Below are 24,225 nucleotides of genomic sequence, written 5' to 3'. Positions count from 1 at the left end.
GAGCCGCAACCGGACTCCTCCGCATGAGCACACCGGACACCACGCTGGAGCGGACGTACCGCGAGCACTATGGCCGCATCGTGGCCACGGTCATCCGTGTGCTCGGCGGGGACTTCGCCGCGGCCGAGGAGGTGGTGCAGGAGTCCTTCGCGGACGCACTCATCCAGTGGCCACGACAGGGCATTCCCCACGAGCCACGGGCCTGGGTCATCCGGGCCGCGAGGAACAAGGCCGTGGACCGGGTGCGGCGAGGGGTGCGGCTGGGCACGCGCGTGGACGCACTGGAGGCGGTGGCGCGCATCGAGCAGGAGCTCGCCCCGCCTCCGGATGGCACGGAATGGGAGGCGATTCCGGACGACACGCTGCGCCTGCTCTTCACCTGCTGCCACCCTTCGCTCGCGCCCGAGGCGCAGGTGGCGCTCGCGCTGCGCACGCTGTGCGGCCTCACGACGGAGGAGATTGCGCACGCCTTCCTCGTGCCACCAGCGACGATGGCGCAGCGATTGGTGCGAGCGCAGCGCAAGATTCGCGACGCGGGCATTCCGTACTCCGTGCCGGAAGCGGACGCGCTGGCCGAGCGCACGCACGGGGTGCTGCACACCGTGTACCTCGTCTTCTCGGAGGGGTACGCGGCCACGGACGGGCCGGAGCTGCTGCGCGTGGAGCTGTGCGCCGAGGCACTGCGGCTGGGCCGGCTCGCGCGCTCGCTGCTGCCGCGCGACGCGGAGGTGGCGTCCCTGCTCTCGCTGATGTTGTTGCACCACTCGCGGCGCCGGGCGCGTGTGGCGGAGGATGGCGGGCTCGTGCTGTTGGACAGACAAGACCGCTCGCTGTGGGACCGCGAGGAGATTCGCGAGGGATTGGCACAGCTCGACGCGGCGCTCGCGTTGGGGGCTCGGGGGCCGTACACGCTCCAGGCCGCCATCGCCGCGCTGCACGCGCAGGCCGAGCGCCCGGAGGACACGGACTGGGCGCAGATTGCCGCGCTCTACGCGAAGCTGTGTGAGCTGTCGCCCGGCCCCGTGGTGGAGCTGAATCGCGCGGCTGCCGTGGCCATGGCCCACGGGCCGGAGCACGGGCTCGCACTGGTGGACGACCTGGAGACGTCCGGACGCCTCACGGACTACCACCTGCTCCCCGCTGCACGCGCTGAGTTGCTGAGGCGGCTGGGACGCAATGACGAGGCGGTGGCCAGCTACCGGCGCGCGCTGGCACTGGTGCGCACCGAGCCCGAACGGCGCTTCCTGGAGGAACGGCTGCGCGAGCTGACCGACGCGCGAGGAAGCTGAAGCCGGCCGTCCCGAGACACGAGGCTCTACCGCAGCGCCTTCCACGCGGCGAGGTACGTGGCCACGCCGGGGAGGAAGCCCGTGTGCCGGGGCTCCCAACCCAGCAACCTCCGAGCCTTCGAGGCATCGGCAGTCTGGTCCAGCGCGAGGCACTCGGCGAACTCGCGCATGCCTTCCGGCGCCTGCGACGGCGGCACATAGGTGACGCGAGCCCTACCACCGGCCGCCTGCACCGCAGCGTCCACCATGTCGCGCACCCGCGCCCGCGAGCCATCCGCGAGGATGAAGACCTCTCCCTCCACGTTCCGCTCGGCCGCGCGCACGTACGCGTCCGCCAGGTCCTCCACGTGCACCATGGCCTGATGGTTGGAGCCGTCGCCGAAGACGCGCAGCTCGCCCTCCACCGCGCCCTGGAACCACATGCCGGTGAGGCTGCCCGAGCGCCCGTACACCACGCCCGGCCGCAGCACCACGCCGCGCACGCCCTCCGCCGTCAGCACCCGCTGCTCCAGCGCGGGCCTCCAGGCCACCTTCGCGGGCGACCGAAGCAGCGTCGACTCATCCACCGCGACGCCGGCCGTGTTGCCCTGCACCCAGATGCCGCTCGTGTAGAGGACCGTCCGCTTCGGCGCGCCAGGCGCTCCGGGCCGCAGGAAGACATCCAGCACCTTCCCATCCAGCTCCGCCGCGTCCGCCGCGTAGTCCACCGCCGCGTGCACCAGCACGCTCGCGCGCGATGCCTCGTCCGCCCAGGCCGCGGGCTCCTGCAGCGTCCCGAGCACGGGACGGATTTCCTCCTGCTCCAGCAGCTTCGCCTTGGCCGGCGTGCGCACCAACCCCGCGACCTCGTGCCCCGCGCGGCGGAACGCCCGCGCGACGTGGAAGCCGATGAACCCCGTGGACCCGGTGATGAAGACCTTCATGACGTCACTCCTCTCGCGCGGTGGATACAGCCCCACGCTGACGGAGAGGGATGTAGCGCCCGGAAGCCCCGTTGATAATCTGTGCTTTCAGCGAAGGACCTTTTCCATTCTCGAAAAGGTCTCAGAGGGAGCGGCATGGACCAGCTCGGGGCGATGGCGGTGTTCCGGCGGGTGGTGGAAGCAGGCAGCTACTCGGGCGCCGCGCGGGCCCTGCGCATCTCCGTGGCCAGCGTGAGCAAGCAGGTATCCGCGCTGGAAGAGCGGCTGGGCGCGAGGCTCCTGCACCGCACCACGCGCCGGCTCGCACTCACCGAGGCGGGCCGCGAGTACTACGCGCGCTGTGGCCGCATCCTCGACGAGGTGGCCGAGGCCGACGCCCGCGTCGCCGAGCGAGAGACCGCCGTGCGCGGCACCCTGCGCGTCACCGCGCCGTTCTCCTTCGGGCTGCTGCACCTGGGCGCCCCCATCAACGCCTTCGCGCGCGACCATCCCGACGTGCGCGTGGAATTGGTGATGAACGACCGGCTGGTGGACCTGGTCGAGGAGGGCTTCGACGTGGCGGTGCGCATGGCGGCGCGGCTGCCGGACACGTCCATGGTGGCGGCGAGGCTCGCACGGGCCCGCCGTGTGGTGTGCGCGGCGCCCGGGTACCTCAAGCGCATGGGGCGGCCTCGCAAGCCGGCGGACCTCGCGCGGCACCGGTGTCTCATCAACCCGGCCACCGTGACTCCCACCACGTGGCAGCTCCGCGGACCGGAGGGCCCGCTGGCCGTGGAGGTCCCCGCCACGCTCGCCATCAACAACAGCCTCTCGCTGCGGGACGCGGCGCTCGCGGAGCTGGGGCTCACCCTGCTGCCGGAGTTCGTCGTGGCGGAGGAGCTGCGCGACGGGCGCCTGGAGGCGGTGCTCACGTCGTATGAGCCGGAGCCCCTGCACATCTACGCGCTGCACCCGCCCGGGCGCTTCGTGCCCCGGCGCGTCCGGCTGTTCGTGGACCTGCTCCGCGCGCAGTTCTCCGGCGCGGGGTGGCGGGCCCGGTAGCCAGAGGCGTGTGATGGCCGCGGCGTCCCCTGGCCTCCGGCTCAAGTCATGGCGGCATTCACGAGCTGGTAGACGCGAACCTCGTTGCCCGAGATGGCCGTGAGCTGCGCGTTGGGAAGGACCAGGCCGTCCGGCAACTGACAGGTCTCGACCCAGGCGCCAGTGTCGATGAGCGCGAAGAAGTCCTCCCCTCTCTCGTAGACCGAGATGCGCGCATGGTGGGTGTGGCCGATGACGGCGTAGCGCATCCGGAGACCGAGGCTCTGGTTGAGGCTCTGCATGAGCCGCCAGCCGGGCTCCAGGTACTTGTGGGACGACAGGTTGTACCGGTCCGGGATGACCGCTGGCTCCGCGAATCCGCCAACGAGCCGCGCGGTACCCGCGATGCGCTCCGAGACATCCATCCGCTGGTTCTCCGCGTGGACGAGCGCGAGCATCTCCTCGAGATGGTGTTGCTTCGGCTCGCGGTACGGAGAGAAATAGAAGACGACCAGGCGCTGGAAGGCGTCGGGGAACTGCTCCATCCAGTCGAAGACGTCTCCGTGCAGCGCGAGCCCCGCCGCGGGCTTGTCCGTGGCCCCCAGGAAGTAGCGGCGCTTCCAATTGACGAAGCGCGGCCAGCGGTAGAGGTCGAAGTCGTGGTTGCCCAGCAGGAAGCGCACCCCCAGCTTCCAGTCGTCGAACACGTCCATCAGGTCCGGGTGGCTGTCGCTGATGCGGGCCGCGGCATCTTCACGCGCGTTCATGCCAGGCGACTCGCGCCACAGGTCCAGGAAGTCGCCCATCTGGAAGACGGCGATTTCGCTGCGAGACCCCTCCGCGATTTTCAGGGCGCGGATGGCCTGGAGCGCCTCGGTGAGGAGCTGCGTCTCATTCGTCCCATAGGGGTAGCGCGCTCGCACCGCGTTGCTGACGAGGTGCAGGTCGGGGACGAAGAGGTGCAGGTCCCGCTGGCTGTCGAATCCCAGGCGCGCATCTCGCAGGGACGCGACGAGCCGGACCTTCGCCACCGACTGGAGCGCGGACAGGACCTGGTCGTGGAGGCTCATCGCGCTCCCTCCTTCGGCTCGTCGGGCTTGTGCATCGCGGGGAAGACGATGAGGTGAGTGAATCTGCCGTCTCGGGCTTTCGTGAAGACCCACCAGAAGCGGCCGTCGCTCAGGGCACAGGGCGGCCTGAGCGCCGAGGGCTGCGCGTCCCTGGCGTCAATCACGTCCCGGATGGCCTTGTCGGAGAACCAGCGATGGTAGGGATTGGAGGACTGGTCCGCCGAAGTGCAGTCCGCCTCGTCCAGGTTCTCCGGGGAGGACAGCAGGTCGAGCAGGGGCGAGTAGCGCGCGTCCGCGTCGGGCAGTTGGGGAGGTCCCCCCAGGTTGCGCCGATTGCCGTCCGCGCGGAGGAAGGCGAGCAGGTCCGCGCGGCCCTCCTCTCCGAGAGGAAGGTCCTGCTCTCCTCGCAGCACCTCTTCCCGGACGGCGACGGTGGGAACGACCTGCCGGCAACATCCCGAAACGATGAACAGCAGCACTGCGGCGACATGAACAGCGCGCATCATGCTTCCCCCCTTCTGCATGAACCTCCAGCACTTCCCGGCACGGTTCAGGCTGACGCCCAGGGACGCGCGCCACCCTTGAAGCCATCCCGCCTTCACCGGACGTCGCGGGCACGGACGATTATTCGGGCGGACGCTCAATCGTGCGGGGCGCGGCCTGGAAGGGGGCGGGCGGCCGGGAGATGGCGACGATGGACAGCCCCTCGGGCGGCACGTCGAGCTCGAAGCGCGCCATCCACACGCGGCGCTCGTCGCCGAAGAGAGGTTCGTCGAGCAACCGCACTTCCACCGGCTTCACGCGGTAGGGCGCATCCGGCTGCCCGCTCGCACGCAGCTCGAGCTGGACCTGGGGCGCCTCCGTTGGCGCATTGTCCGCGGGCCAGGCCCACCAGGCGAAGACGCTCCGCCCCTGCCGGTGACCTCCCGAGGCGATGGCCTCACCCGAAGGCGCCGAGGCGGACGCGCGAAATGCCGCCGCCACGCCGGGCGCTCCTTCCGGCTTGAAGGCCTCCAGGGTGAAGGCGGGCACCTCCCGGCCCGGAGCGGCGAAGGGCTCACCGCGCGTGAGCCGCGCCAGCCGGGCCGTCAGGTGATTGACGCTCTCCGAGCCATAGAGAGTAGATGCCCCCTCGTAGTGCTGGAGGAGGAACTCCGGCCGCGTGGTGAAGTAGCCGGCGAAGTCTCCCGCGTAGCCCAGCACCGACGCCGTCGCCACTCCCGGCAGCCGGAGCAGGGCGGACTCGAGCTGGAAGGCAGCGCAGGCCGTGGGCTCTCCCGGCACCGTGGCGAAGACATGGTCCGCCACCTGCACCACGTGGAGCGCGTGGCTGGGAGAAGGCGAGAGGTGGGCCAGCTTCTTCAGCAGCGAGCCCACCACGCCGAGCGCGGGCACCTTGGGAAACTGCGGGCTCGTGGGCGCGAACGCCCCGCTCCGCATGTCCTCGTGGACCAGCCCGGGCCAGAGGAAGGAGCGCCCATCCTCGGCGCCGCCCAGCGCCGGCGCGCCAAGCTCCCAGCGGGCGATGCGCGTCCGCGGCACTCCCGGCACTTCCGAGCCCGGGGTGGGCACCCAGTCCTCGTACCAGCTCTTGAGGCGGATGGGCACCAACGTCGGAGGCCGGGCATGTGCGGTCAGGATGGCGCGCGCCACCCGCCCGCCGACGAAGCGCGCCAGGTCCACGCCCTGCTTCTTCGGCCCCTCGTAGTGGGACGTGTCGTCGTTCGGGCGCTGGCTCTCCGGAGCCATGGGCGAGACATCCCCCGCCCCCGAGAGCCCGACCAGGGTGATGGGAGCGCCATACCGCGCATCCTGCTCCACGAGCGAGGCGGCGATGCCCGTCCAGTCCGGGGCGTAGTACTTCTGGTCCGGCCCCAGCGCCGTGTTGTGGCAGCCGAACGTGGCGAACGTCCCGATGCGGCGCTCCTCGTCGTCATAGGCGGAGAGGATGACCACACGCGGGTCCACCGCGCGCTGCTGGTCGGAGAGCGGCCCGCTGCTCGCGTCCAGGTACCCGGGGAAGGTGGGGTCTGTGTTCCAGCGCGCGGCCTCGGGGTTCTCGAGGAAGGGTGGGAGGCTCCGGTTGCGGCTCACGCCCCAGAGGCGCTCCGTCTGGATGCAGATGCGCGCGGGGCGTGCCGTCCTCCACGCTTCTTCAATGGCATCGGCGATGGCGCGCGCGAGGTCATCCGCGAGCTGGCGTCGGAAGCCCGGCAGGCTCTGGGCGATGGTGTCGTAGAGACTGTTGCCGTAGAAGCCGCCCGGCGCGGTGTGCGTATGCGTCCCCATCAGGACGATTTGATGGACGTCGAGACCGGAGTCGCCCTGCCGCGTCAGCTCCGCCGCCTTCTCGTGGAGGTAGCGCGAGGCGGACATCAGGTCCGCCGTGACGAACGCCACCACGTCCCCCTCGTCGTCCTCCAGCACCATCGCCCGCGCGCAGAGCTCCCAGGCCGCGTTCCTCCCGCTCTTCCCCATCAGGGAGTAGCCCGCCATGGGAATGCCGTCGGGCAACGAGAAAGGCACCGCGGCGACACCACAGCGCGCACCACGAGGCGACTTCGGTGCAGGCGCGGGCCCACGCCTGGACCCCGCGGACGCTCCAATCACTTCCGACATGTGGACTCCCCCCGCAAGCCTTCCGGCAAAGCATACCAGGGTGGGTGGTTCTCCTGACTGGGATTGAGCGCACCAGTGGGGAAACCCTTACGTCGAATGTTTGGAACCGGGCCGAGCGCCGCCTGTCGCGACGCACCGCGCCCGAGCGGCACATCCGCGAGGAACGACCGCGCGCGTGAGGCGTCACTCCCGCCGCAGCGTGATGACCGTCAGCTCGGGCGGAGCACCCAGCCGCACCGGCGGCCCCGTGGTGCCCGCGCCGCGACTCACATACAGCCACGAACGTCCGTGCCGGAATAGCCCCGCGGTCCACCGGGTCATCAACCGCGCGAGCGACAACCGGCGTACCCACGGCACGCCGAGCTGCCCACCGTGCGTGTGCCCCGACAGCGTCAATTCCACGCCATGCGCCTGCGCCTGGGGGAACAGGTCCGGGTCGTGCGCGAGCAACACCGTGGGCACGCCGTCCGGACGCGCCGCTAGCGCTCGCGCCATGTTGTGCCGCGACGTCCACGTGTCATCGACGCCCGCGACGTAGAGCCTCGCCCCGCTCCGCTCCACCGTCACGCCCCGGTTGCGCAGCACCGTCAGGCCGTTGCGCTCCAGCTCGCGGACCAGGTGCTCGCCATCCGTGAAGTAGTCGTGATTGCCCATGCACGCGTACGCGCCGTCCTTCGCGCGCAGCCCGCCCAGCGCCCGCGCCACGGTCTCCACGTGCGAGGAGCCGTGCGTAATCAAGTCACCCGTGACGGTGACGAGGTCCAACTCCAACCCGTTGAGCCGCGCCACCCAGCCCGCCACCTTCTCCTCCGGCACATGCGGGCCACAGTGCACGTCCGAGAGCTGGCCGATGCGATAGCCGTCCAGTGCCTCCGGCAGCCCCGCGATGCGCACCGTCCGCTGCCGCAGCCGGGCCCGGCCGAGCACCGCGTCGCCGCCCATCAGCAGTGCCACGGCGCTCGCCATGCCCCACGTCAGGCCTCCCGGCGCGCCCGCCCGGACGGCGAGCACGGCGGGAAGCATCAGCACGTCGAACACCAGGCAGGCCGACCACCAGCCCAGCGCCACATAGGTGGACGCCGCGCGAGGCGTCGTCGTCCACGGGCTCTGGAGCTGCCTCAGGTACGGCCAGGACACCAGCAACGCCACGAGCGCCGGCACGGGCGTGCGCGTGAGCCAGCAGAGCCAGAGCACCGGCGGGAGCTGGACGACGGTGACGAGCACGGCCGCCATCAGGTGGAAGCGGCCCTGGAGACGCTTTCGCAGGGACATCGGACCGGGGTTTCTAACCGACACGGGGCCCTCGCGCCGTGGGAGTGCCTTCCCCAGCGGCCAGCCATGCGAGGGCCCCGCTCCCGGCGCTAGATCGGGTCCTTGCCGTCCAGCGCGTACGCGGTGAAGACCGACCACCAGTCGTTCTCGTCACGGCCGTCGTAGCAGGTGACCTCCTGCTGGTTGCGCGTCCAGTCCGGGTGCTTGAAGCCGTGGTGCGAGTGCAGCGCGTGGTTGGTGCCCACGTGGATGAGCCTCACGCGCTTGCCGCCGGTCCATGCGCCTCCGCCCTCCACCTCCACCCGCCAGTTGTCGTTGCCGTCGCCGTGGGAGTCCTCCCCGAAGCAGGTGACCTCCTGCTGGCCGGAGACGGGCGAGGGGTGGCCGCTGTGACTGTGCAGGTTGCGCCGCGTGTCGCGGTGGACGAGCCGGATGATGTCGCCGTGGTACACCGGCGTCCCCCTCCGGTAGGAATTGTCCGTGCCGTCCGGGCCCCGGATGCGCCACCAGTCGTTCTCGTCGAAGCCCTCGTAGGCCGTCACCTGTTGCTGGCCCGACGTGCCCGGGTGCCCGTAGTTGTACGGGTGCGAGTGCAGCGCCCGGCCGCTGTTGAAGTGCCGCAGCTTGGCGGCGGTGCCGTAGGTGATGGTGAAGCCCTCCGGCGGGTTGCGGAGCTCCGTCAGCACGAAGGGGTGGTCCGTCGGGTTGGGGTTCGGCGACGCGCGCACCACCCGCGTCACCGAGAACGGCCCGCGGAAGAAGATGAAGTCGGGCGTGCCCGGCGCCTCGTCCTGCGGAGCCGGATGCGCGGCCAGGGAGTTGGTCAGCCCGCTGTTCGCCACGAAGTGGTTGAACTGCGGCGCGTGGATTTCCGACTCCGCGTTGGCGTTGAAGTCACCTCCGAAGACGATGATGTCCGACGGGTTGCGCGCCTGAATCATCGTGACGGCCTGCTCGTGTCCGGCGATGTTCTCCCGCCGCTCCTTCTCGAAGTCGAAGTCCGGGTTCCCCCAGTGGATGGGGCAGAACCGCGTGGAGAAGATGGTGACTGTCTTTCCGTCCACGAGGAAGCTGCTCTCCAGCGTGCCGAAGCCCGTCTGGCTCCCGTCCAGCATCACCGGGTGGTAGGTGGCCGCCTGCACGGGGAACCGCGACAGGATTCCCACCGCCTTGTAGCCCCGCAGCCCGAGCGCGTTGGTGTTCGCCCAGTGCATGTACGGCAGCCCCGTCAGCTCCGCGAGCCGCACCACCTGATTGACGCCATTGCCGAAGGGGAAGCCCCTCTCGTTCCTCACCTCGTTGAGGAACACGACGTCCGGCGCCTGCGCGCGAATCTCATCCGCGAGCCCGGGCAGCGAGCCGTTGTCCGCCACCGCTCCATTCAGGTTTCCTTCAGCGATGTTCCAGCACATCACCCTCAACAACACGGCCATGACCTTCCCCCTGTACAGCTTCACGACATGAGTGGATTCGCGGCCGACGTGGGCCCGCCCCTCTCGGGCGGCTGCACCGGAATGGACAGACATGGGCCCATTCATCGATGCCATGCCACGTAAACCGCGGTGCGCCGGCACCCCATCGCCGGCGACATTTTCTATACGAAGCCCACCGCCCATCCTGGCTGTCGTGACCACGCATTGCGCGAGGGAAGCCACCTTCGCCGAGTCCGAGACTCCGTAACCCGGATGGAAATGAAATTAAGTAACAGGAAATGTCGGGTGGCCGTCCGATTCCTCGCTACCCGGCAATGAGGCCGGGAGCTGACAGGAGGCTGCACCATGACGAAGCGACGCTTCTGGTGGTTACCCGCCGCACTGACGCTGGCTGCGTGCGGAGGCGAGGACACCGTGCAGGGTAACGAGACCGCCACACCGTCCACGCCCCAGCGGAGCGAGACGACTCCCACCGAGTGGTCCCGCATCGCGCCCGGCGTCTGGGAACGCGTGAGGGAGGACGGAGTCCACGAGCAGCGGGGCATCGGCCTCGAGGCCGCCGAGTTCGAGCTGCGGCGCGTCCGCGGAGAGCGTGCCCTGCTGGAGCAGGTGCGCGCACGCAGCGGCTCGCCGGAGTCCTTCGCGGCGCGCATGAAGGAGAGCGACAAGCTCATCCGCCTCCTGGAGTCCGGCATCACCGAGGCGCGAAAGACGGGCGTGCTGGAGCAGACGCCCGACTCGCTCCCGGTCCGCACCGCCCAGGGCACCGAGGGCGCGCAGTCCGGCGCGTTCTGCGCCGGCTACTACGGCTTCGACGTCCAGTTCGCGTACAGCATGGCTGGCGGCGGAGTCACCACCCAGGGGGGCTGGACGGAGTTCGGCCCCTTCGCGCCCTTCACGAAGGAGATGTACGTGTACGCGAAGGGCTGGCTCTACAACGCCAATGACCCGGCGGTGGACGAGCAGTCCGCGTCCACCGGCCCCTTCGCGTACACCTGCTGCGTGAACATCCAGACCTCCGCGTCCGCCTACCCGACCTTCACTCCGGTGATGGAGGGCGGCGGCGTCATCTTCGGGTCCGACGGCTGCGGCTTCCGCAGCTACCGCGCCTGGAACTACTGAGCTGACGTGAGGACGGCCCGCCTCTCCGGATGCGCACCGGGAGCGGGCCGTCGCTTCACCCTCCGCGCGCCTTGACCCTCTCGCCGCAATCCCCGATATACCCCTTGCGCGCAGTTGATATTGCGTCGCAAAACCAAAAAGCCCCGGATTGCGGATGTCCTCGTCTCTCTCGTCTCTCGCCCTGCTCCTCTCCGTGGCCTCCGCGCCTCCTGCCTCCGCTGAGTCTCCGCCCACGGCGGAGGCCGCGGCTCCCGCGAAGCAGTCATCCGCGACGGAAGCGGCGACTCCCTCGGAGCAGCCAGCCGCGACGGAAGCGGCGGCACCGGCGGAGCAGGTCCCCGCCTCCGGCGTCGTCCCGCCGAAGCGCATCGATGACGTCACTGTTCCCTACCCGGAAGCAGAGCGAGCAGCCGGCCGCGAGGGCGAGGTGGTGCTGCGGCTCACCATCGACGAGCACGGCGTGGTGACGGAGTCCGAGGTCGTCCGCTCGGCGGGCCCGGCCTTCGACGAGGCCATCCGCAACGCCAGCCTCTCCTTCCGCTTCGAGCCCGCGCGCGTCGACAGTGACGCAGTCGCCTGTCAAATCGAGTTGCTCCACACCTTCCGGCTCGACGCGGCCGCGACGCCTGCCCCCGAGACGGAGGCACAGACGCAGACGCCCACGGAGCCCACGGCCGAAGCGTCCACGCCCACCAACGAAGCGCCGGCCTCCGCCGACAAGAAGCCCATGGAGACCACGGTGGCGGGCCGCACCGAGGCGGAGCAGATGCGCCAGTCCGCCGAGGCCGTGAAGGTCATCAGCACCCGCCGCGCGAAGGCGCGCTCCGCGGACCTCGGGCAGGTGCTCGCGTCGCAGGAAGGCGTGGAGGTGCGCCGCACCGGCGGCCTCGGCAGCACCGCGCTCTTCTCGCTCAACGGGCTCACCGACGACCAGATTCGCTTCTTCCTCGACGGCGTGCCGCTGGACCTCGCGGGCTATCCGTTCGGCGTGGCCAACGTGCCGGTGAATCTCGTGGACTCGGTGCAGCTCTACCGAGGCGTGGTGCCGGTGCGCTACGGCGCGGACGCGCTCGGTGGCGCGGTGAATCTCACGTCCGCTCCGCTGGAGCAGGGCCTCCACGGCGCCGCGTCCCTCCAGGGCGGCGCCTTCGGCACGTGGCGGCTGACGCTCGGCGGCAGCTACAAGCCCTCCGAGGACGGCTTCTACGCCCGCGCGCACTTCTTCACCGACACCGCGGACAACGACTACAAGGTCGACGTCGACGTCACCAACGACGTCGGCACGCCCACCCGCATCACCCTTCCGCGCTTCCACGACGGGTACACGGCGCTCGGCGGCGGCGTGGAGGCCGGCTACACGGGGCTCGCCTGGGCGGACCGCGTCGCCCTGCGCACCTTCGGCTCCACGTACGACAAGGAGCTGCAGAACAACCTGGTGATGTCAGGCGCGCCGTACGGAGAGGCCCGCTATGGCGCGTCCTCGCTGGGCGCGCAGCTCCTCTACGAGAAGGCCCTCTCGTCCACGTTCCGCCTGGACGCGCTGGCCGGCTACGGCTGGCAGGAGACCGAGCTCGTCGACGTGTCCTCGTGGGTCTATGACTGGTACGGCAACCAGGTGTTCCTCGGCGGGGCCGGCGAGATTTCGGACAATGACCCCACCGACCAGACCGTCTGGCAGCGGTCCGTGTACGGACGCGCCAACGTGGCCTGGGACGTGGCGGACACGCACCACCTGCGCCTGACCGTCGCGCCCACGCTGACGCTGCGCACCGGCGAGGAGCGCGAGCTCGGAGCGTCGCCCGCGGACCCGCTCTCGGCGGACCGCTCCATCCTCACCTTCGTCACCGGCCTCGAGTACGAGGTGGACCTCCTCGACGACGCGCTCGAGGTCATCGTCTTCGCCAAGGACTACGTCTACGCGGGCCGGGCGCAGCAGCTCTCCCAGACGGGCGAGTGGCGGAACAAGGACCGTGATTTGCACCAGCTCGGAGGCGGCGCGGCCATGCGTCTGCGGCTGGGCACGCCCGCCTACCTCAAGGTCAGCTACGAGCGCGCCACGCGCCTGCCACGCGCGGACGAGGTGTTCGGCAACGGCATCCTCATCGAAGAAAATCTCGACCTGCGACCGGAGCACAGCCACAACCTCAACGTGGGCGTGGCCACGGTGCCGCTGCGCACGGGGCTCGGGGCCTTCCGCGGCGAGCTCAACGGCTTCGCGCGCCTCGCGGACAACCTCATCCTGCTCACCGGCCGGGACAGGGACTGGAGCTACCAGAACGTGTTCGAGGCCCGCGTGCTCGGCGTGGAGGGTGCGGCCGGGTGGAGCTCGCCGGCGGGGCTGTTCAGCCTCGACGTCAACGCCACGTACCAGGACCTGCGCAACGTCTCGGACCAGGGCCTCTTCGGCGCCTTCGATGGACGGCGCCTGCCGAACCGGCCGTGGTTCTTCGCCAACGCCACGGCCCGCATGTCCCTGCGCGGACTGGCCCGCGCGGAGGACGAGCTGTCCCCCTTCTGGAGCACCCGCTACATCGACGGCTTCTTCCGCAACTGGGAGGGCCTGGGCGACGTGAGCACGAAGCAGCAAATCGAGTCGCAGCTCGTGCAGGCGGCCGGCGTGGGCTACCGCACCCGGATGGGAGGCCTCACCATGGGCCTCACCGTCGAGCTGGACAACGTCACCAACGCGAAGGTCTTCGACTTCTACGGCGTCCAGCGGCCCGGCCGCGCGGGCTACCTCAAGGGCACGCTGGAGTACTGACACCGACGAGCGCCCGGCTCACTCGGAGCCGGGCGCCCAGGTGAGACTCAGCGGACCTTCACGAACTGGTACGCCCAGCCGAGCGTCTCGAAGCGCTTCACCGCCGCGCCATTCACGCCCAGCTCCCACACGGCCGTCTTCGCGTAGTCGGCCGTGGGCAGCAGCAGGAAGGTGCGCCCCTCGATGCGGAACGCGTAGTAACCGCCCGCGATGAAGTCGAGCCCCTCGATGGGCGCGGCCGCGCCAGTCGTGAGGTTCACACGCCACAGCTTCCAGTGGTTGCCGCTGGTGATGACGCTCGGCTCCGTCTGGTCGTTGATGGTGACGTTCTCGTCGTGGAAGACGGCGACCAAACCCACGCCGTTACCCAGGTAGCGGAACGCCGCCGTCTGGCGGTCACCCACCAGGCTCGACAGCGACTTCGTGAAGCTCGCGTCCAGCTCCAGCTCGCCCTTCTTGATGCGCACCACGCAGGTGGCGGGCGCGTCATCCTCCAGCAGGGGCGCCGCGGCGCTGAACACCCAGTTGCTGAAGTAGAGGTTGCCCTCGTCGTCCTGCGTCGCCACGTCCAGACCCGGGCACGGCGCGTCGATGAGCTTCACCAGCGTGTCGTTCGTGTTGGAGTAGACGGCAATCTGCGAGCTGGGGAGGAAGCGGTAGAAGTTGGAGTCCGTCCAGTAGAAGGCCTGGAAAGAGTAGCCATCACGCACCGCGCGGCCGCGGTCGAAGCTCGTCTTGGCCACCAGCCCCTCGCGCTCGGCGGCGAGGCCCGGCGCGTCGGCGGTGCCCGTAATCTGCATCGTCGAGGGATTCCAGACGATGCGCTTCGTCTCCTGGAGCGACATGTACGCGCTCGACGAGTCCACGAAGGTGTTGAGGTAAAACGGGGCGGAGGACAGGCCGTAGTTGGCGAAGCTGACCTTGCCCGCCTCCGTCAGGCTGCCGTCGTCACCAAGGGTGTACCGGGTGACTTCGGGCGCCTCGCCCGAGGCCACGAAGAGCTTCCCGTCCACCGCGCCAATCGTCGCGAAGCCGGCGTGCTCCTGGGCCTTCTCCAAGTCCAGCCCGGTGACGTCGAGCGAGTCGAAGATGCTCACGTACGTGGCATTGCCCGCCTGCGAGAAGACCGAGGTGGCCAGGCTGTACATCGGCTTCTCTTCGGAGCCGGGGTCCGGCGTGTTGTCGTCGTCATCGCCGCAGCCGGCGAGGACGGCGGTGAGGACGAGGGTGGAGGTCGCGAAGCGGCGAAGCCTGCTGCTCATGGGGGTCTCCGTTCGAGGGGTGAAACGCGGTGGGTCAGGTCGGCACGGGAGCGGGCGCGTCCGGGTCCGCCGCGGCAGGTGAAGGTGAAGGTGTCGTGCGCTGGAGCCGGCGAATGCTCACGGCCGCGCCGGCGAGGAGCACGCCCAGCGCCACGAGGCCCACCTCCGTCGCGAGCACGAAGGACGAGCCCGAGCCGAAGGGAAGCCGCAGCGTGCGCACCGCGTCGATGAGCGGCACGGCGAGGAACAGCGCGCTGGAGCCGATGAGCAGGCGGCGCGCGTTCCGCGCGGCGGAGCGGTCGATGAAGGCGGTGAGCACGGCCAGGGCCCAGGCCGCGTGGAAGGCGCCATGTTCCCAGCGGGGACGCTCGCCGAGCGCGCCGGGCAGCAGCTGGTTGGCCACGAAGAGGACGGCGACGGCCAGCGGCAGTCCGGCGCAGACGCCCGACGTCAGCTTCGCGAGCACGCGGTCGAAGCGGCCCAGCTGCTTCGCGCGCCGCCGCTCCAGCCAGAGCAGGTTGCCCGCGAGGATGCCGAAGGCGACGAGCAGCGCGAGCAGCGCGTAGAGGACCTTCGCGGGGAAGCCGGCCCAGGTGGCGAAGTGCAGGCCGTACAGCGGGTCCATGACTCGCGTGTACGTGGTGCCGCCGCCCGTGTCGCGGGCCCAGACCACCTCGCCCGCGTTCGATACGCGCACGTGCGTGAAGGCGTGCAGCGTGCCCTCCTGCTCTCCAGGCAGGTGGACGAGGCCGCTCTCGTCGCCCAGGTTGTCGAAGAAGAAGTAGTGGTGCGCGGAGCGAGGAAAGCGCTCCTTCGCGAGCGCCAGCGCACGCGCGAGGTCGGGCGCGGCGGCGGGCCGGCCCGAGGCCGCAGGCGGCGAAGGCCAGTCCACCGCGTGCTCCTTCGCCTTCGCGTCTCCGGCCATGGACGTCTTCACCACCGCCGGCTCGAGCCAGTCATCCAGCCAGAGGATGCCGCCGGTGAGCGCGAAGACGAGGAGGAAGGGCGCGCTGATGACGCCAATGACCTTGTGCGCGTCGGACCAGAGCACGCGCCGCGCCGCGCCGGGACGGAACTGGACGAACTCGCGCACCAGCCGGCCGAGCTGGAGCAGCAGCCCCGTGCCAATCAGCAGCACGAGCACCGCCGAGGCCACGCCCGTCACGTGCACGCCGCCGGGGAGCGGCTCCAGGAAGTGCATCGCGTTGAGGAACTCGCCGAGGTCGCTGCGCTCACCGAGCCGCCGCCCCGAGACGGGGTCCACCCATGTGTTCCGGATGGGCCCTTCCGGAGACAGGCGCCAGATGCGCAGCCAGGGCTCCTCGTCCGTGGGCAGGGAGATTCCGAACCACGCCGGTCTCGACGGTGCCTCCGCATCGGCGAGCTGCTGCGCGAGACGGACGGCCTGCTCCTCGGACACTGCGATGGGGGCGCGGAACGAGGGCTCCTGCCACGGGGCCAGCTCCTCGGCGAACAAGGCGAAGGCGCCGAGGAAGAACGTCACGAAGAGCACCAGCGACGAGAGCACGCCGGCCCACGCATGGGCGTCCCAGAGGATGGTGTACGCGCGTGGGGAGAGCTTCACGTGAGCACCAGGACGACAGCCGCCACAGCGGCAACGAGGGCCGAGCCCACCCACGCGCGCACTCCACTGCGCGACAGAAGAGCAAGACACGATGCGGTAGCCGCCGCGGGTAGCACGGCGAGCAGCGCAACCAGCAACCGCACGTCACCGGAAACGGGCAGCACCGCCGCGAGGGCCAGCGTGGCGAGCACCGCGGCTCCGGGTGCGCCCGTCACGGCGGCGGCAATCCGCGCGGCTCCGTGCACGTGCGCCATCAGGCGGCCCCCAGCCACAGCAGCGCGAGGCCCACGGCACTCACCGGCAACACCCACCGCGTCGCGCGAGGCCACAGCGGCGCGCACAGCGCAATCAACCCCGTGGCCAGCATCGCCAGCACCAACGCGCACGTCAGCCCGACGGCAAGTCCCCGCGCCTTCACCGCCAGCACCACGCCTGCCGCGAGCGCCACGCCACCACCCGCCCTCGCCCACACCCGGTGACGCACGAGCCACTCAGCCGGAGCCCCATGGAGCACCGCGATGCCCAGCACCAGCAGCAGCGTCGAGAGCGCCATGTCCTCCTCAGCAAGTCCATTGATATTGAGAACAATTCTCAATACTGAGGACCAGGGCACTTGAACCGCACCATCCCTGTGAAGTCAAGACATGCGCCGGCGCATGACACGGCGTTTCCCGGAGTACTCGCGAAGTTCTGGTTACTGGAACGCCGCTTGAGGAGTTCTCAGGCCGCGTTCGTCAGCGACAACCTCTCCAGCTTCGTCACCCAGGCGTTGAACCGGGGACACGCGGCCCGGATGCTCGCAAGCCCGGTCGATTCGAGCGCAAGCGGGCCGTGCAACGTCTTGCTGTAGCTTGGAACCCTGGCGATGAGCCGCTTGGAAGGCGCGGTGTCGCGACCGTCATTCACGTCTTCAGGCGCTTGATTCGCGACCTCGGCGCGCAACTGCGCAAGCCCCGTCAGGTCGTCCTCGGCATCGAGCAGGCCGGCCAGGTCGCCGAGACATGCCAGCACCAATGCCTCGAACGCATGCCGCTGCACATACGGAATGAGGCGATGGTCGTTGAACTGCTCGGACATCGCGGCTTCCAATTGAGCCGCTCGCTCGAGGGTGTTGGCATTCCCGCTGAGCTCTTCGAGCCGGGGGAAGTCCGCGGGTAGCCCATAGAGGTCGAGGAGCGTCGTGAAGGCCGCGTCACCCCCACGGTGCTGGCCCAGCAGGCGCATCAAGTCCTTCGTCCAGTGATGCCCAGCGTCCCCCACCCCTCCCGAGCTTCGCCCCGGTGCGCTCGTCGCGACGGGTCATCACGACGATGGGATAGGCGAAGACGTCTCGGCTCTGAAGATGCGGGCCGAGGACCGTCTTCACGAACGCCTCCTCGGTCTGTCCCTCCACCAAGACGTAGAGGCGCCTCATGGACGCCCCCCGATGACGTTCTTGTCGTAGAGCTCGGACAGGCTGTAGTCCTCGAGCCAGCTCGCAAGCTCGCTGCGGTCGAGCCGACGGAAGTCAGTGGCCCCTTGGATTCGTTCCGTGACAACCACTTCCTCCGGCTCGAAGAGGTCAAGGAGCGCAGGAGACTGGGTTGCCAGCAGAACCTGCGAGTTCGCGCTCGCAGAGCGAACGAGGCTGGCCAGGATTGTGAGCGCAGCGGGATGAAGACCTAGTTCTGGCTCGTCGATGCTGAGGAAGACGGGAAGCGATTTCACGGGCTGTCCGAGCGCCGTGAACAACGCGATGCAGCGCAGCGTTCCATCCGAGAGCTGGTGTGGACCGAAGAGCTGGTCTCGCTCATCCACCCAGTCCAATCGCACGCTCGAGGTCTCCGGATGTGCGGAGTCGACCAGCGTCGGCTGGAGGCTCTTGATGAAGGGAGCCACGCGCCGCACGAGCTGATTGATACGCCGCCATGCAGCCTGACTCTCGGGCTCTTCGCTCACGGCGAGGGCCCGGAGATAGGCGGCCAGATTGCTCCCATCGGAGCGCAGGAAGTGCATGTCCTCCTGGCGGGCATTCTGGCGCAGCGGAGCAGCCTGGGACGTGTCATGGAAGTGGAAGAAGTTCGTCTTCGACAGCCACCAGCGCACGGTCTTCGCCGTCTGGTTTCCCAGCACGCTCGCGGCATCTTCCAGCGCCGATTCCTTGTGCCCCGTCCCCAGCGACGTCACCTTGAACTCCGCGCTCCCAACTGGCTGGTACTCAACGGTCTCGTCCAGATAGAGCAGCGTGTCGCCAGCCGCATACCCCAGCCGGGCCTCGTAGGCATTCGCACCCGGCTGCTGCGCGAACTCCAGCCGGACGCGAATCTCTCTCGTCACCTTGGGGCCATAGTGCAGGAGCGCGGAAGCTCCACCCGCTTCACCCACATGACGGCGGAGCGACTGCGTCCGCATCAGCGAGACCATCCGCAGCAGGGAAAGCAGGTTGGACTTTCCCGCACCGTTCGCGCCGATGAGCACCGTCACACGGCCGGGCTCCAGGTTGACCTTCCTGAGCGACCTGTAGCCCTCGACCTCAATGCGCGTGATGGCTCTATTCTCAGGGGGCATGGGTTGCTCTCCTCCCAACAATGCGCGCGGCAAGGTATCCGGCTCCCTCCCCCCCCCCTACAAGGAACGGCGGCCCGCTCCGCGCGCATGAGACAAGCACTTCAACCTCGAAGGTGTTAGACGAGGCCGCGCCATGTCGACGACGCCCGCTCTGGAGCTCCAGGGACTCACCAAGCGCTACGGCAACTTCACCGCGCTGCAATCGATGGACCTCACCATCCGCGCGGGGGAAATCTTCGCGCTGCTCGGCCCCAACGGCGCTGGCAAGACGACGATGATTGGCAGCGTGTGCGGCCTGGTGAAGAAGTCGGCCGGCACCATCCGCGTCTTTGGCAAGGACCTGGACCAGGACCCCGTCGGCCCGCGCTACGAAATCGGGCTCGTCCCGCAGGAAATCAACTTCGACCCGTTCTTCTCCGTGGCCGAGTCGCTGCGCATCCAGCTCGGCTACTACGGCCGGCCCCGCGACGAGGCGCGCATCGACGAGGTGCTCACCGCCCTCAACCTGCACACGAAGAAGGACGCGATGACGCGCGCCCTCTCCGGCGGCATGAAGCGCCGGCTGCTCATCGCCAAGGCGCTGGTGCACAAGCCCCGCCTCGTCTTCCTCGACGAGCCCACCGCCGGCGTGGACGTGGAACTCCGCCGCGACCTCTGGAACTACGTGCGCAAGCTCGCCGCGGAGGGCACCACCATCGTCCTCACCACGCACTACCTGGAAGAGGCCGAGGAATTGGCGGACCGCGTGGGCATCATCAACGAGGGCAAGCTGCTGATGGTGGAGGACAAGGCCACGCTGCTGCGCCGCTTCGGCGAGCGCCGCGTCGTCGTCACCTTCGAGCAGCCGCAGGCCGCCCTGTCCGAGTCCGGCCGCCGCTTCGCCGCCAGCCTCTCCGCGGACGGCCGCACCCTCACCTACGTCGAGCGCGAGGGCTGCGCGCCCTCCGGCGAATTGCTCCGCGCGTTGTACGCCGAAGGGCAGCCCATCGCCGACGTGGAGACGCGCCGCTCGCGCATGGAGGACGTGCTCATCGAAATCCTCCGCGGCCGTCCGCAGGCCGCCTGAGCCCATCAACGACCATGAACATCCTCGGGATGCAGACGCTGTTCGCGAAGGAGGTCCGGCGCTTCATGCGCGTGCCGGGCCAGACAGTCCTCTCGCCCCTCATCAGCACCACGCTGTACTTCATCGTCTTCGGCTACTCCATCTCCGGCCGGGTGCAGACGGTGGAGGGCGTGCCCTACCTGCACTTCATCGTGCCGGGGCTCGTCTTCCTCGGCATCGCCAACAACGCCTTCCTCAACAGTTCCTCGTCGCTGTTCATCACCAAGATTCAGGGCACGGTGGTGGACCTGCTGGTGTCGCCGCTCGGACCCGGCGAGCTGATGGCCGGCTTCATCGGCGGCGCCATGGTGCGCGGCCTCGTGGTGGGCGGCCTCACGTGGGCCGTGGCCGCCCTCTTCACCGGCTTCAGCCTGGAGCACGCCTGGGTGGCCGCGTACTTCCTGCTGCTGTCGTCCTACGTCTTCAGCGTGCTGGGCATGCTCGCCGCCGTGTGGGCGGAGAAGTTCGAGCAGATCAACTTCTTCCCCACCTTCGTCATGCTGCCCCTCACCTTCCTGGGCGGCGTCTTCTATTCGGTGCGGGGCCTGCCCTCGCCGTGGCACGAGGTCAGCCTCTTCAACCCCATGGTCTACATGGTGGAGGGGCTTCGCTACGGCATGCTCGGCCGCAGCATCTACTCGCCGCTTGGAGGCGGGGCCATCCTCGCCGGTGTCGCCGTGGTGGCCACGCTCGCCACCTATCTGGTGCTCAGGTCCGGCTACAAGATGAAGGCCTGACGCACACATCTCGACTGAGCCTCTGCCCCACAGGACGGGGTTTCTGTGGGGTAATCGGCTACTGGGTATTTCCCACCCGGTGAGAAAGGGGGATATCCTCGGGTGACATCATGGCTGTGCCATTCGGTAAGTACGAGCTGCTTCGAAAGATTGCCTCTGGGGGTATGGGGCAGGTGTTCCTGGCGCGCGAGCACGGGACGGGATTCGAGCGGCTCGTGGTCCTCAAGCTCATCCTTCCCCACCTCGCCGAGGACGATGAGTTCCTGAGCATGTTCCTGGATGAGGCGGGGCTCGTCGCGCGGCTGACGCACCCCAACCTCATCACCATCCTCGACCTGACGGAGATCGAGGGCCGGCACTGCCTCGCGATGGAGTACGTCCAGGGTGACGACGTGCGTCGTCTGGACAAGTTCTCCCGGGCGCAGGGCAAGTCACTGCCGGTGGGGCTGATTCTCCGCATCATCGCGGACGCGGCGGCGGGGCTTCACTACGCGCACCAGGCGCGTGACGCGCAGGGCCGGCCGCTGAAGCTGGTGCACCGCGACGTGTCTCCGCAGAACATCCTCGTCGGCTTCGACGGCGGGGTGAAGGTCATCGACTTCGGCGTGGCCAAGGCGGCCACCAGCAGCCAGAACACGGCCACCGGCGTCCTCAAGGGCAAGTACCCGTACATGTCGCCCGAGCAGGCCAACGGGCACGCCATCGACGCGCGCAGCGACTTGTTCGCGCTGGGCGTCGTGATGTGGGAGCTGCTCACGGGCAAGCGCCTCTTCAAGGGCGAGTCCGACATGATGACGCTGCGGCTGGTGAAGGACTGCCAGGTGCCGCGGCCGTCGCAGCTCAACCCGAGGCTGCCGCCGGGGCTGGACGAAATCATCCTCAAGGCGCTGGCCCCCACGCCGGACGGGCGCTACGCGGACTGCGGCGCGCTCCGGCTGGCGCTGGAGGACTACGCCCTCAACCTGCGGCTGCCCACCAGCAGCGCGCACCTGTCCGCCTTCCTCCGCGAGATATACGCGGAGCGCATCGCCACCGAGGCGGACCCGGCGAAGCTGGACCAGCTCGCCGAGGACGCGGACCTGGACTCGCGCTCCAACTCCTCGCTGAGCGGCGTGCCCGGAGGCCCGGGCGCCTCGCCGCGCTCCGCCGCGTCGCGCGCCGTCCCGCGTGCATCGCAGAGCCCCGCGCCGAGCACGCGCTCGCGCCAGGCCGTGGCCCCGCCCGTTCAGGACAAGACGCGGGGCACCGCGGCGCTGGACCGTCCCGAGCAAGAGCAGCGCCGAGTGCCGTGGATGCCCGTGGCGGTGGCGGGCGCGGGCCTGCTCGTCGCGGGCGCGGCGCTCATCTTCCTGCGCGGCCCCGCCGAGGCGACGCCGGTGCAGCCGCCTCCGCAGCCCGTCGCCGTGGCGAAGCCGCCCGAGACGGTGAAGCCCCAGCCTCCGCCCGAGCAGGCGCGGCCGGTGGAGCTGCCCGTCATCTCCGAGCCACCCGGCGCCACGGTGAGCGTCGGCGGCGAGCCGCTGGGCAAGACGCCCACGACGCTCAAGCTCCAGCCCGGTGAGTCGTCGGTGGAGGTGACGCTGGCGCTCAATGGCTACGAGCCGGTGACGCGGCGGGTGTCCGCAACGGATGGCGAGGTGAACCTCGCGCTGCGGCCCCAGAGCGGGAAGACGGGCGGCACGCAGGGCACGAAGAAGCCCGGCTCGGGCGGCGGCAACCTGGGTATCAAGACGGGGCGCTGAGACGTGGAGCGCCGTCCGAGTGACGGCCCCTCCCTCGCCTGAGACTCACTGGAAGCCGGACTCGAAGAGGAGCTTCGGCTCCTCCGGCTGGTGCTCGTCCTCTCCGTACAGCTTGAAGTCGAGGCGCACGTCGTCCCCTTCGAGCTCGACTTCAATCGTCCCCACGTTGAGGCCGCCCACCGGCTGTTCGAGGACGCGCGCCAGGCTGCCGCCCAGCAGGTGGATGCGCGCCCGCTTCCCGTCCAAATCCGACATCACGAAGTGCGTGCGGGGAATGTGGCGCGCCATGTGCCAGTCGAGCGAGGACATCTTGTGGGTGATGGAGCTCGACACGAACTGGAAGAGCGACGTCTCCGGCTCGGTGTGCCAGTCGCAGCGGGCCACGTAGCCCACGTGCACGTCACCGCCCACCAGCACCACCTTCTGACGCGGGTGGCGCATCTGGTGGTGCTTGATGAGCTCCAGCATGCGGCAGCGGTCCGCGCGGTACTGCGGGTGCATCCACCTGTCGTGCGCGTCCTCGCGGAAGCTGCCCGGCACGTAGCGGGCCACGCGTGAGAGCCAGCCGGGCATGAAGAAGGGCGGCACGCTTACCACGACGAAGAGCACCGGCGCGTCCTCGCTGGCATTCAGCCACGCGGCGAAGCGCTCCAACTGGTGCGGCGCGAAGACGCGCGCATGGTCTCCGTCGGTGGACAGGCGCTCCGAGCGCACGTCGAGCACGTAGCCCGCCGCGGCGCCGTACTCGAAGCTGTAGTCGTAGGGCCCCTCGAAGCCGGGCCGCATCGGCTCCGCGCGCGAGTGCTGGTAGTGGCGGTATGCCGCCTCGGCCGCGTCGCGCAGGTGGCGCCACTTCGGCTCGTGGTGCTCGGGGAGGGAGCCGTAGTTGTCCACCACCTCGTGGTCATCGAGGATGGGGTAGCCCGGGAAGCGCGCCTGCAACGCGAGCCAGTCCGGGTGGCCCCAGTTGCGCCGGTAGCGCGCGTGGTACACCGCGAGCGCCTCGTCGTGGGTGCACTCCAGCAGGCTCTTCCGCCCCGGTGGCGCCACCGTCTTGAAGAACTCCGGGTCGAACAGCGACTGCTCCGGCGGGTAGTCCGCGTAGAGCTGGTCGCCCGTCCACAGCACCAGCTTCACGTCACACTGCTCCCACGCGGCCCGGGCGACGCGCAGCATCCGCACGCCCATCTCGTGCATGTTGCCCTGTGAGTCGAACGGCTGGTGGCAGCTCGCCACGCCGATGCAGAAGCGCTTCGGCATCTGGCCGCGCCGCGCGGGAAGCGTCTCGAAGCGGCCCTCTCCCACGCGCGTGCCGTCCGCGCGGCTCAGCCGGAAGCCGTACCGCGTCACCGGCTCCAGCGGCCGCGCCCCGGGGATGTCGTCCGGGAAGGCGAAGGCATACGTGTGGTCGCTGAAGGAGCGGTCCCCCATGTCGAAGCCGTACGCGACGCGCTCCGACGGCGCGGCCTCCAGCCACAATTCGAGGCGATGAGGTCCCCCTCCTGGCGAGCGCATCCACAACCGCACGCCCCGGGGGCTGACGCGCCCCACCGCCACCGCCCGCTCCAGTTGGGGCCAATCCGTCTGCATGCACTGACAGTGGTATCGCCCGGGGACGGGGACCAGCAGAGGCACGCCCGTGCTCCTGGTGTGTGCCTGCCCGGCCGCTCCGTAACAGGACAGGCAGGGAGACGGAAAAGGAGCTCCCGGAAAATCCCTAGAAAATGATTCTTTGAGA

20 protein-coding genes are annotated in these 24,225 nt (G+C 69.5%); 7 read left to right on the top strand and 13 right to left on the bottom strand.

Going from position 1 to position 24,225, the window contains the following annotated elements; translation table 11 throughout:
- Positions 1-23 precede the first annotated feature (23 nt).
- On the top strand, positions 24-1,289 hold the full coding sequence (locus tag ACVTJA_RS04375; RefSeq protein ID WP_465834038.1) for an RNA polymerase sigma factor: 1,266 nt from the start codon (positions 24-26) through the stop codon (positions 1,287-1,289).
- 26 nt (positions 1,290-1,315) lie between these two features.
- Here ACVTJA_RS04375 and ACVTJA_RS04370 read toward each other — a convergent pair whose 3' ends face one another.
- Positions 1,316-2,212: an NAD-dependent epimerase/dehydratase family protein gene (locus ACVTJA_RS04370; RefSeq protein ID WP_465834037.1), complete on the bottom strand. Its 897-nt coding sequence runs from the start codon at positions 2,210-2,212 to the stop codon at positions 1,316-1,318.
- Between the two features lie 135 nt (positions 2,213-2,347).
- Here ACVTJA_RS04370 and ACVTJA_RS04365 point away from each other — a divergent pair, with 135 nt between their 5' ends.
- Positions 2,348-3,253, top strand: coding sequence for a LysR family transcriptional regulator (locus ACVTJA_RS04365; RefSeq protein WP_465834036.1), 906 nt, complete (start codon positions 2,348-2,350; stop codon positions 3,251-3,253).
- A 41-nt stretch (positions 3,254-3,294) separates the two neighbouring features.
- Here the strand turns inward: ACVTJA_RS04365 and ACVTJA_RS04360 are convergent, their stop codons facing one another.
- From ACVTJA_RS04360 to ACVTJA_RS04340, 5 genes are all read right to left on the bottom strand, one after another.
- The gene (locus ACVTJA_RS04360; RefSeq protein ID WP_465834035.1) at positions 3,295-4,302 is read right to left on the bottom strand and encodes a metallophosphoesterase family protein; all 1,008 of its coding nucleotides are present in this window, start codon (positions 4,300-4,302) and stop codon (positions 3,295-3,297) included.
- The gene (locus ACVTJA_RS04355; RefSeq protein WP_465834033.1) at positions 4,299-4,808 is read right to left on the bottom strand and encodes a hypothetical protein; all 510 of its coding nucleotides are present in this window, start codon (positions 4,806-4,808) and stop codon (positions 4,299-4,301) included. The genes ACVTJA_RS04360 and ACVTJA_RS04355 overlap by 4 nt, the downstream gene beginning before the upstream one ends.
- A 118-nt stretch (positions 4,809-4,926) precedes the next feature.
- Positions 4,927-6,828, bottom strand: a complete 1,902-nt coding sequence (locus ACVTJA_RS04350; RefSeq protein WP_465834032.1) for a neutral/alkaline non-lysosomal ceramidase N-terminal domain-containing protein — start codon at positions 6,826-6,828, stop codon at positions 4,927-4,929.
- A gap of 276 nt (positions 6,829-7,104) precedes the next feature.
- A complete protein-coding gene (locus ACVTJA_RS04345; RefSeq protein WP_465834030.1) occupies positions 7,105-8,193 on the bottom strand; it encodes a metallophosphoesterase in 1,089 nt (362 codons plus the stop codon).
- An 89-nt stretch (positions 8,194-8,282) separates the two neighbouring features.
- A complete protein-coding gene (locus ACVTJA_RS04340; RefSeq protein WP_465834029.1) occupies positions 8,283-9,626 on the bottom strand; it encodes an MIR domain-containing protein in 1,344 nt (447 codons plus the stop codon).
- A 345-nt stretch (positions 9,627-9,971) separates the two neighbouring features.
- On the opposite strand from ACVTJA_RS04340, the gene ACVTJA_RS04335 reads away from it, so the two are divergent.
- Both ACVTJA_RS04335 and mxcH read left to right on the top strand, forming a co-directional pair.
- Positions 9,972-10,748 (top strand): hypothetical protein, encoded by a 777-nt coding sequence (locus tag ACVTJA_RS04335; protein WP_465834027.1) that lies wholly within the window; start codon positions 9,972-9,974, stop codon positions 10,746-10,748.
- A gap of 154 nt (positions 10,749-10,902) precedes the next feature.
- Positions 10,903-13,509, top strand: coding sequence for a TonB-dependent siderophore myxochelin receptor MxcH (mxcH, locus tag ACVTJA_RS04330; RefSeq protein ID WP_465834025.1), 2,607 nt, complete (start codon positions 10,903-10,905; stop codon positions 13,507-13,509).
- Between the two features lie 47 nt (positions 13,510-13,556).
- On the opposite strand, the gene ACVTJA_RS04325 is transcribed toward mxcH, so the two are convergent.
- The 6 genes from ACVTJA_RS04325 to ACVTJA_RS04300 all read right to left on the bottom strand — a co-directional run bounded on the left by ACVTJA_RS04325 (position 13,557) and on the right by ACVTJA_RS04300 (position 18,819).
- On the bottom strand, positions 13,557-14,771 hold the full coding sequence (locus ACVTJA_RS04325) for an MxcI (RefSeq protein ID WP_465834024.1): 1,215 nt from the start codon (positions 14,769-14,771) through the stop codon (positions 13,557-13,559).
- Positions 14,772-14,805: 34 nt separating this feature from the next.
- Complete coding sequence (locus ACVTJA_RS04320; protein ID WP_465834022.1) at positions 14,806-16,356, bottom strand: PepSY-associated TM helix domain-containing protein; 1,551 nt, start codon at positions 16,354-16,356, stop codon at positions 14,806-14,808.
- Entirely contained in the window at positions 16,353-16,610 is a 258-nt protein-coding gene (locus tag ACVTJA_RS04315; protein WP_465834020.1) for a hypothetical protein, read from the bottom strand. Before ACVTJA_RS04315 ends, ACVTJA_RS04320 begins: the two co-directional genes overlap by 4 nt.
- Positions 16,610-16,909, bottom strand: a complete 300-nt coding sequence (locus ACVTJA_RS04310; RefSeq protein ID WP_465834019.1) for a hypothetical protein — start codon at positions 16,907-16,909, stop codon at positions 16,610-16,612. The genes ACVTJA_RS04315 and ACVTJA_RS04310 overlap by 1 nt, the downstream gene beginning before the upstream one ends.
- A 167-nt stretch (positions 16,910-17,076) precedes the next feature.
- The gene (locus ACVTJA_RS04305; RefSeq protein ID WP_465840305.1) at positions 17,077-17,580 is read right to left on the bottom strand and encodes a DUF4276 family protein; all 504 of its coding nucleotides are present in this window, start codon (positions 17,578-17,580) and stop codon (positions 17,077-17,079) included.
- Positions 17,581-17,766: 186 nt separating this feature from the next.
- Positions 17,767-18,819, bottom strand: coding sequence for an AAA family ATPase (locus ACVTJA_RS04300; RefSeq protein ID WP_465834017.1), 1,053 nt, complete (start codon positions 18,817-18,819; stop codon positions 17,767-17,769).
- Between the two features lie 217 nt (positions 18,820-19,036).
- Between ACVTJA_RS04300 and ACVTJA_RS04295 the strand changes: the two genes are divergently transcribed.
- The 3 genes from ACVTJA_RS04295 to ACVTJA_RS04285 all read left to right on the top strand — a co-directional run bounded on the left by ACVTJA_RS04295 (position 19,037) and on the right by ACVTJA_RS04285 (position 22,487).
- Positions 19,037-19,969, top strand: a complete 933-nt coding sequence (locus tag ACVTJA_RS04295) for an ABC transporter ATP-binding protein (protein ID WP_465834015.1) — start codon at positions 19,037-19,039, stop codon at positions 19,967-19,969.
- A 14-nt stretch (positions 19,970-19,983) separates the two neighbouring features.
- Positions 19,984-20,745: an ABC transporter permease gene (locus ACVTJA_RS04290; RefSeq protein WP_465834013.1), complete on the top strand. Its 762-nt coding sequence runs from the start codon at positions 19,984-19,986 to the stop codon at positions 20,743-20,745.
- A 110-nt stretch (positions 20,746-20,855) separates the two neighbouring features.
- Entirely contained in the window at positions 20,856-22,487 is a 1,632-nt protein-coding gene (locus tag ACVTJA_RS04285) for a protein kinase domain-containing protein (RefSeq protein ID WP_465834011.1), read from the top strand.
- Positions 22,488-22,532: 45 nt separating this feature from the next.
- On the opposite strand, the gene ACVTJA_RS04280 is transcribed toward ACVTJA_RS04285, so the two are convergent.
- Positions 22,533-24,122, bottom strand: coding sequence for an alkaline phosphatase D family protein (locus ACVTJA_RS04280; protein WP_465834010.1), 1,590 nt, complete (start codon positions 24,120-24,122; stop codon positions 22,533-22,535).
- Positions 24,123-24,225 lie beyond the last annotated feature (103 nt).

This window comes from Pyxidicoccus sp. M6 (assembly GCF_055568925.1).
Note: the sequence above shows the minus strand (reverse complement) of the source record. Positions and strands in the feature narration are given on the sequence as shown.

Bases quoted from the DNA above. Each gene is read 5' to 3' on its own strand.
- ACVTJA_RS04375 (WP_465834038.1), top strand. From the start codon at position 24: ATGAGCACACCGGACACCACGCTGGAGCGGACGTACCGCGAGCACTAT.
- ACVTJA_RS04370 (WP_465834037.1), bottom strand. From the start codon at position 2,212: ATGAAGGTCTTCATCACCGGGTCCACGGGGTTCATCGGCTTCCACGTC.
- ACVTJA_RS04365 (WP_465834036.1), top strand. From the start codon at position 2,348: ATGGACCAGCTCGGGGCGATGGCGGTGTTCCGGCGGGTGGTGGAAGCA.
- ACVTJA_RS04360 (WP_465834035.1), bottom strand. From the start codon at position 4,302: ATGAGCCTCCACGACCAGGTCCTGTCCGCGCTCCAGTCGGTGGCGAAG.
- ACVTJA_RS04355 (WP_465834033.1), bottom strand. From the start codon at position 4,808: ATGATGCGCGCTGTTCATGTCGCCGCAGTGCTGCTGTTCATCGTTTCG.
- ACVTJA_RS04345 (WP_465834030.1), bottom strand. From the start codon at position 8,193: ATGTCCCTGCGAAAGCGTCTCCAGGGCCGCTTCCACCTGATGGCGGCC.
- ACVTJA_RS04340 (WP_465834029.1), bottom strand. From the start codon at position 9,626: ATGGCCGTGTTGTTGAGGGTGATGTGCTGGAACATCGCTGAAGGAAAC.
- ACVTJA_RS04335 (WP_465834027.1), top strand. From the start codon at position 9,972: ATGACGAAGCGACGCTTCTGGTGGTTACCCGCCGCACTGACGCTGGCT.
- mxcH (WP_465834025.1), top strand. From the start codon at position 10,903: ATGTCCTCGTCTCTCTCGTCTCTCGCCCTGCTCCTCTCCGTGGCCTCC.
- ACVTJA_RS04325 (WP_465834024.1), bottom strand. From the start codon at position 14,771: ATGAGCAGCAGGCTTCGCCGCTTCGCGACCTCCACCCTCGTCCTCACC.
- ACVTJA_RS04315 (WP_465834020.1), bottom strand. From the start codon at position 16,610: ATGGCGCACGTGCACGGAGCCGCGCGGATTGCCGCCGCCGTGACGGGC.
- ACVTJA_RS04310 (WP_465834019.1), bottom strand. From the start codon at position 16,909: ATGGCGCTCTCGACGCTGCTGCTGGTGCTGGGCATCGCGGTGCTCCAT.
- ACVTJA_RS04305 (WP_465840305.1), bottom strand. From the start codon at position 17,580: ATGCGCCTGCTGGGCCAGCACCGTGGGGGTGACGCGGCCTTCACGACG.
- ACVTJA_RS04295 (WP_465834015.1), top strand. From the start codon at position 19,037: ATGTCGACGACGCCCGCTCTGGAGCTCCAGGGACTCACCAAGCGCTAC.
- ACVTJA_RS04290 (WP_465834013.1), top strand. From the start codon at position 19,984: ATGAACATCCTCGGGATGCAGACGCTGTTCGCGAAGGAGGTCCGGCGC.
- ACVTJA_RS04285 (WP_465834011.1), top strand. From the start codon at position 20,856: ATGGCTGTGCCATTCGGTAAGTACGAGCTGCTTCGAAAGATTGCCTCT.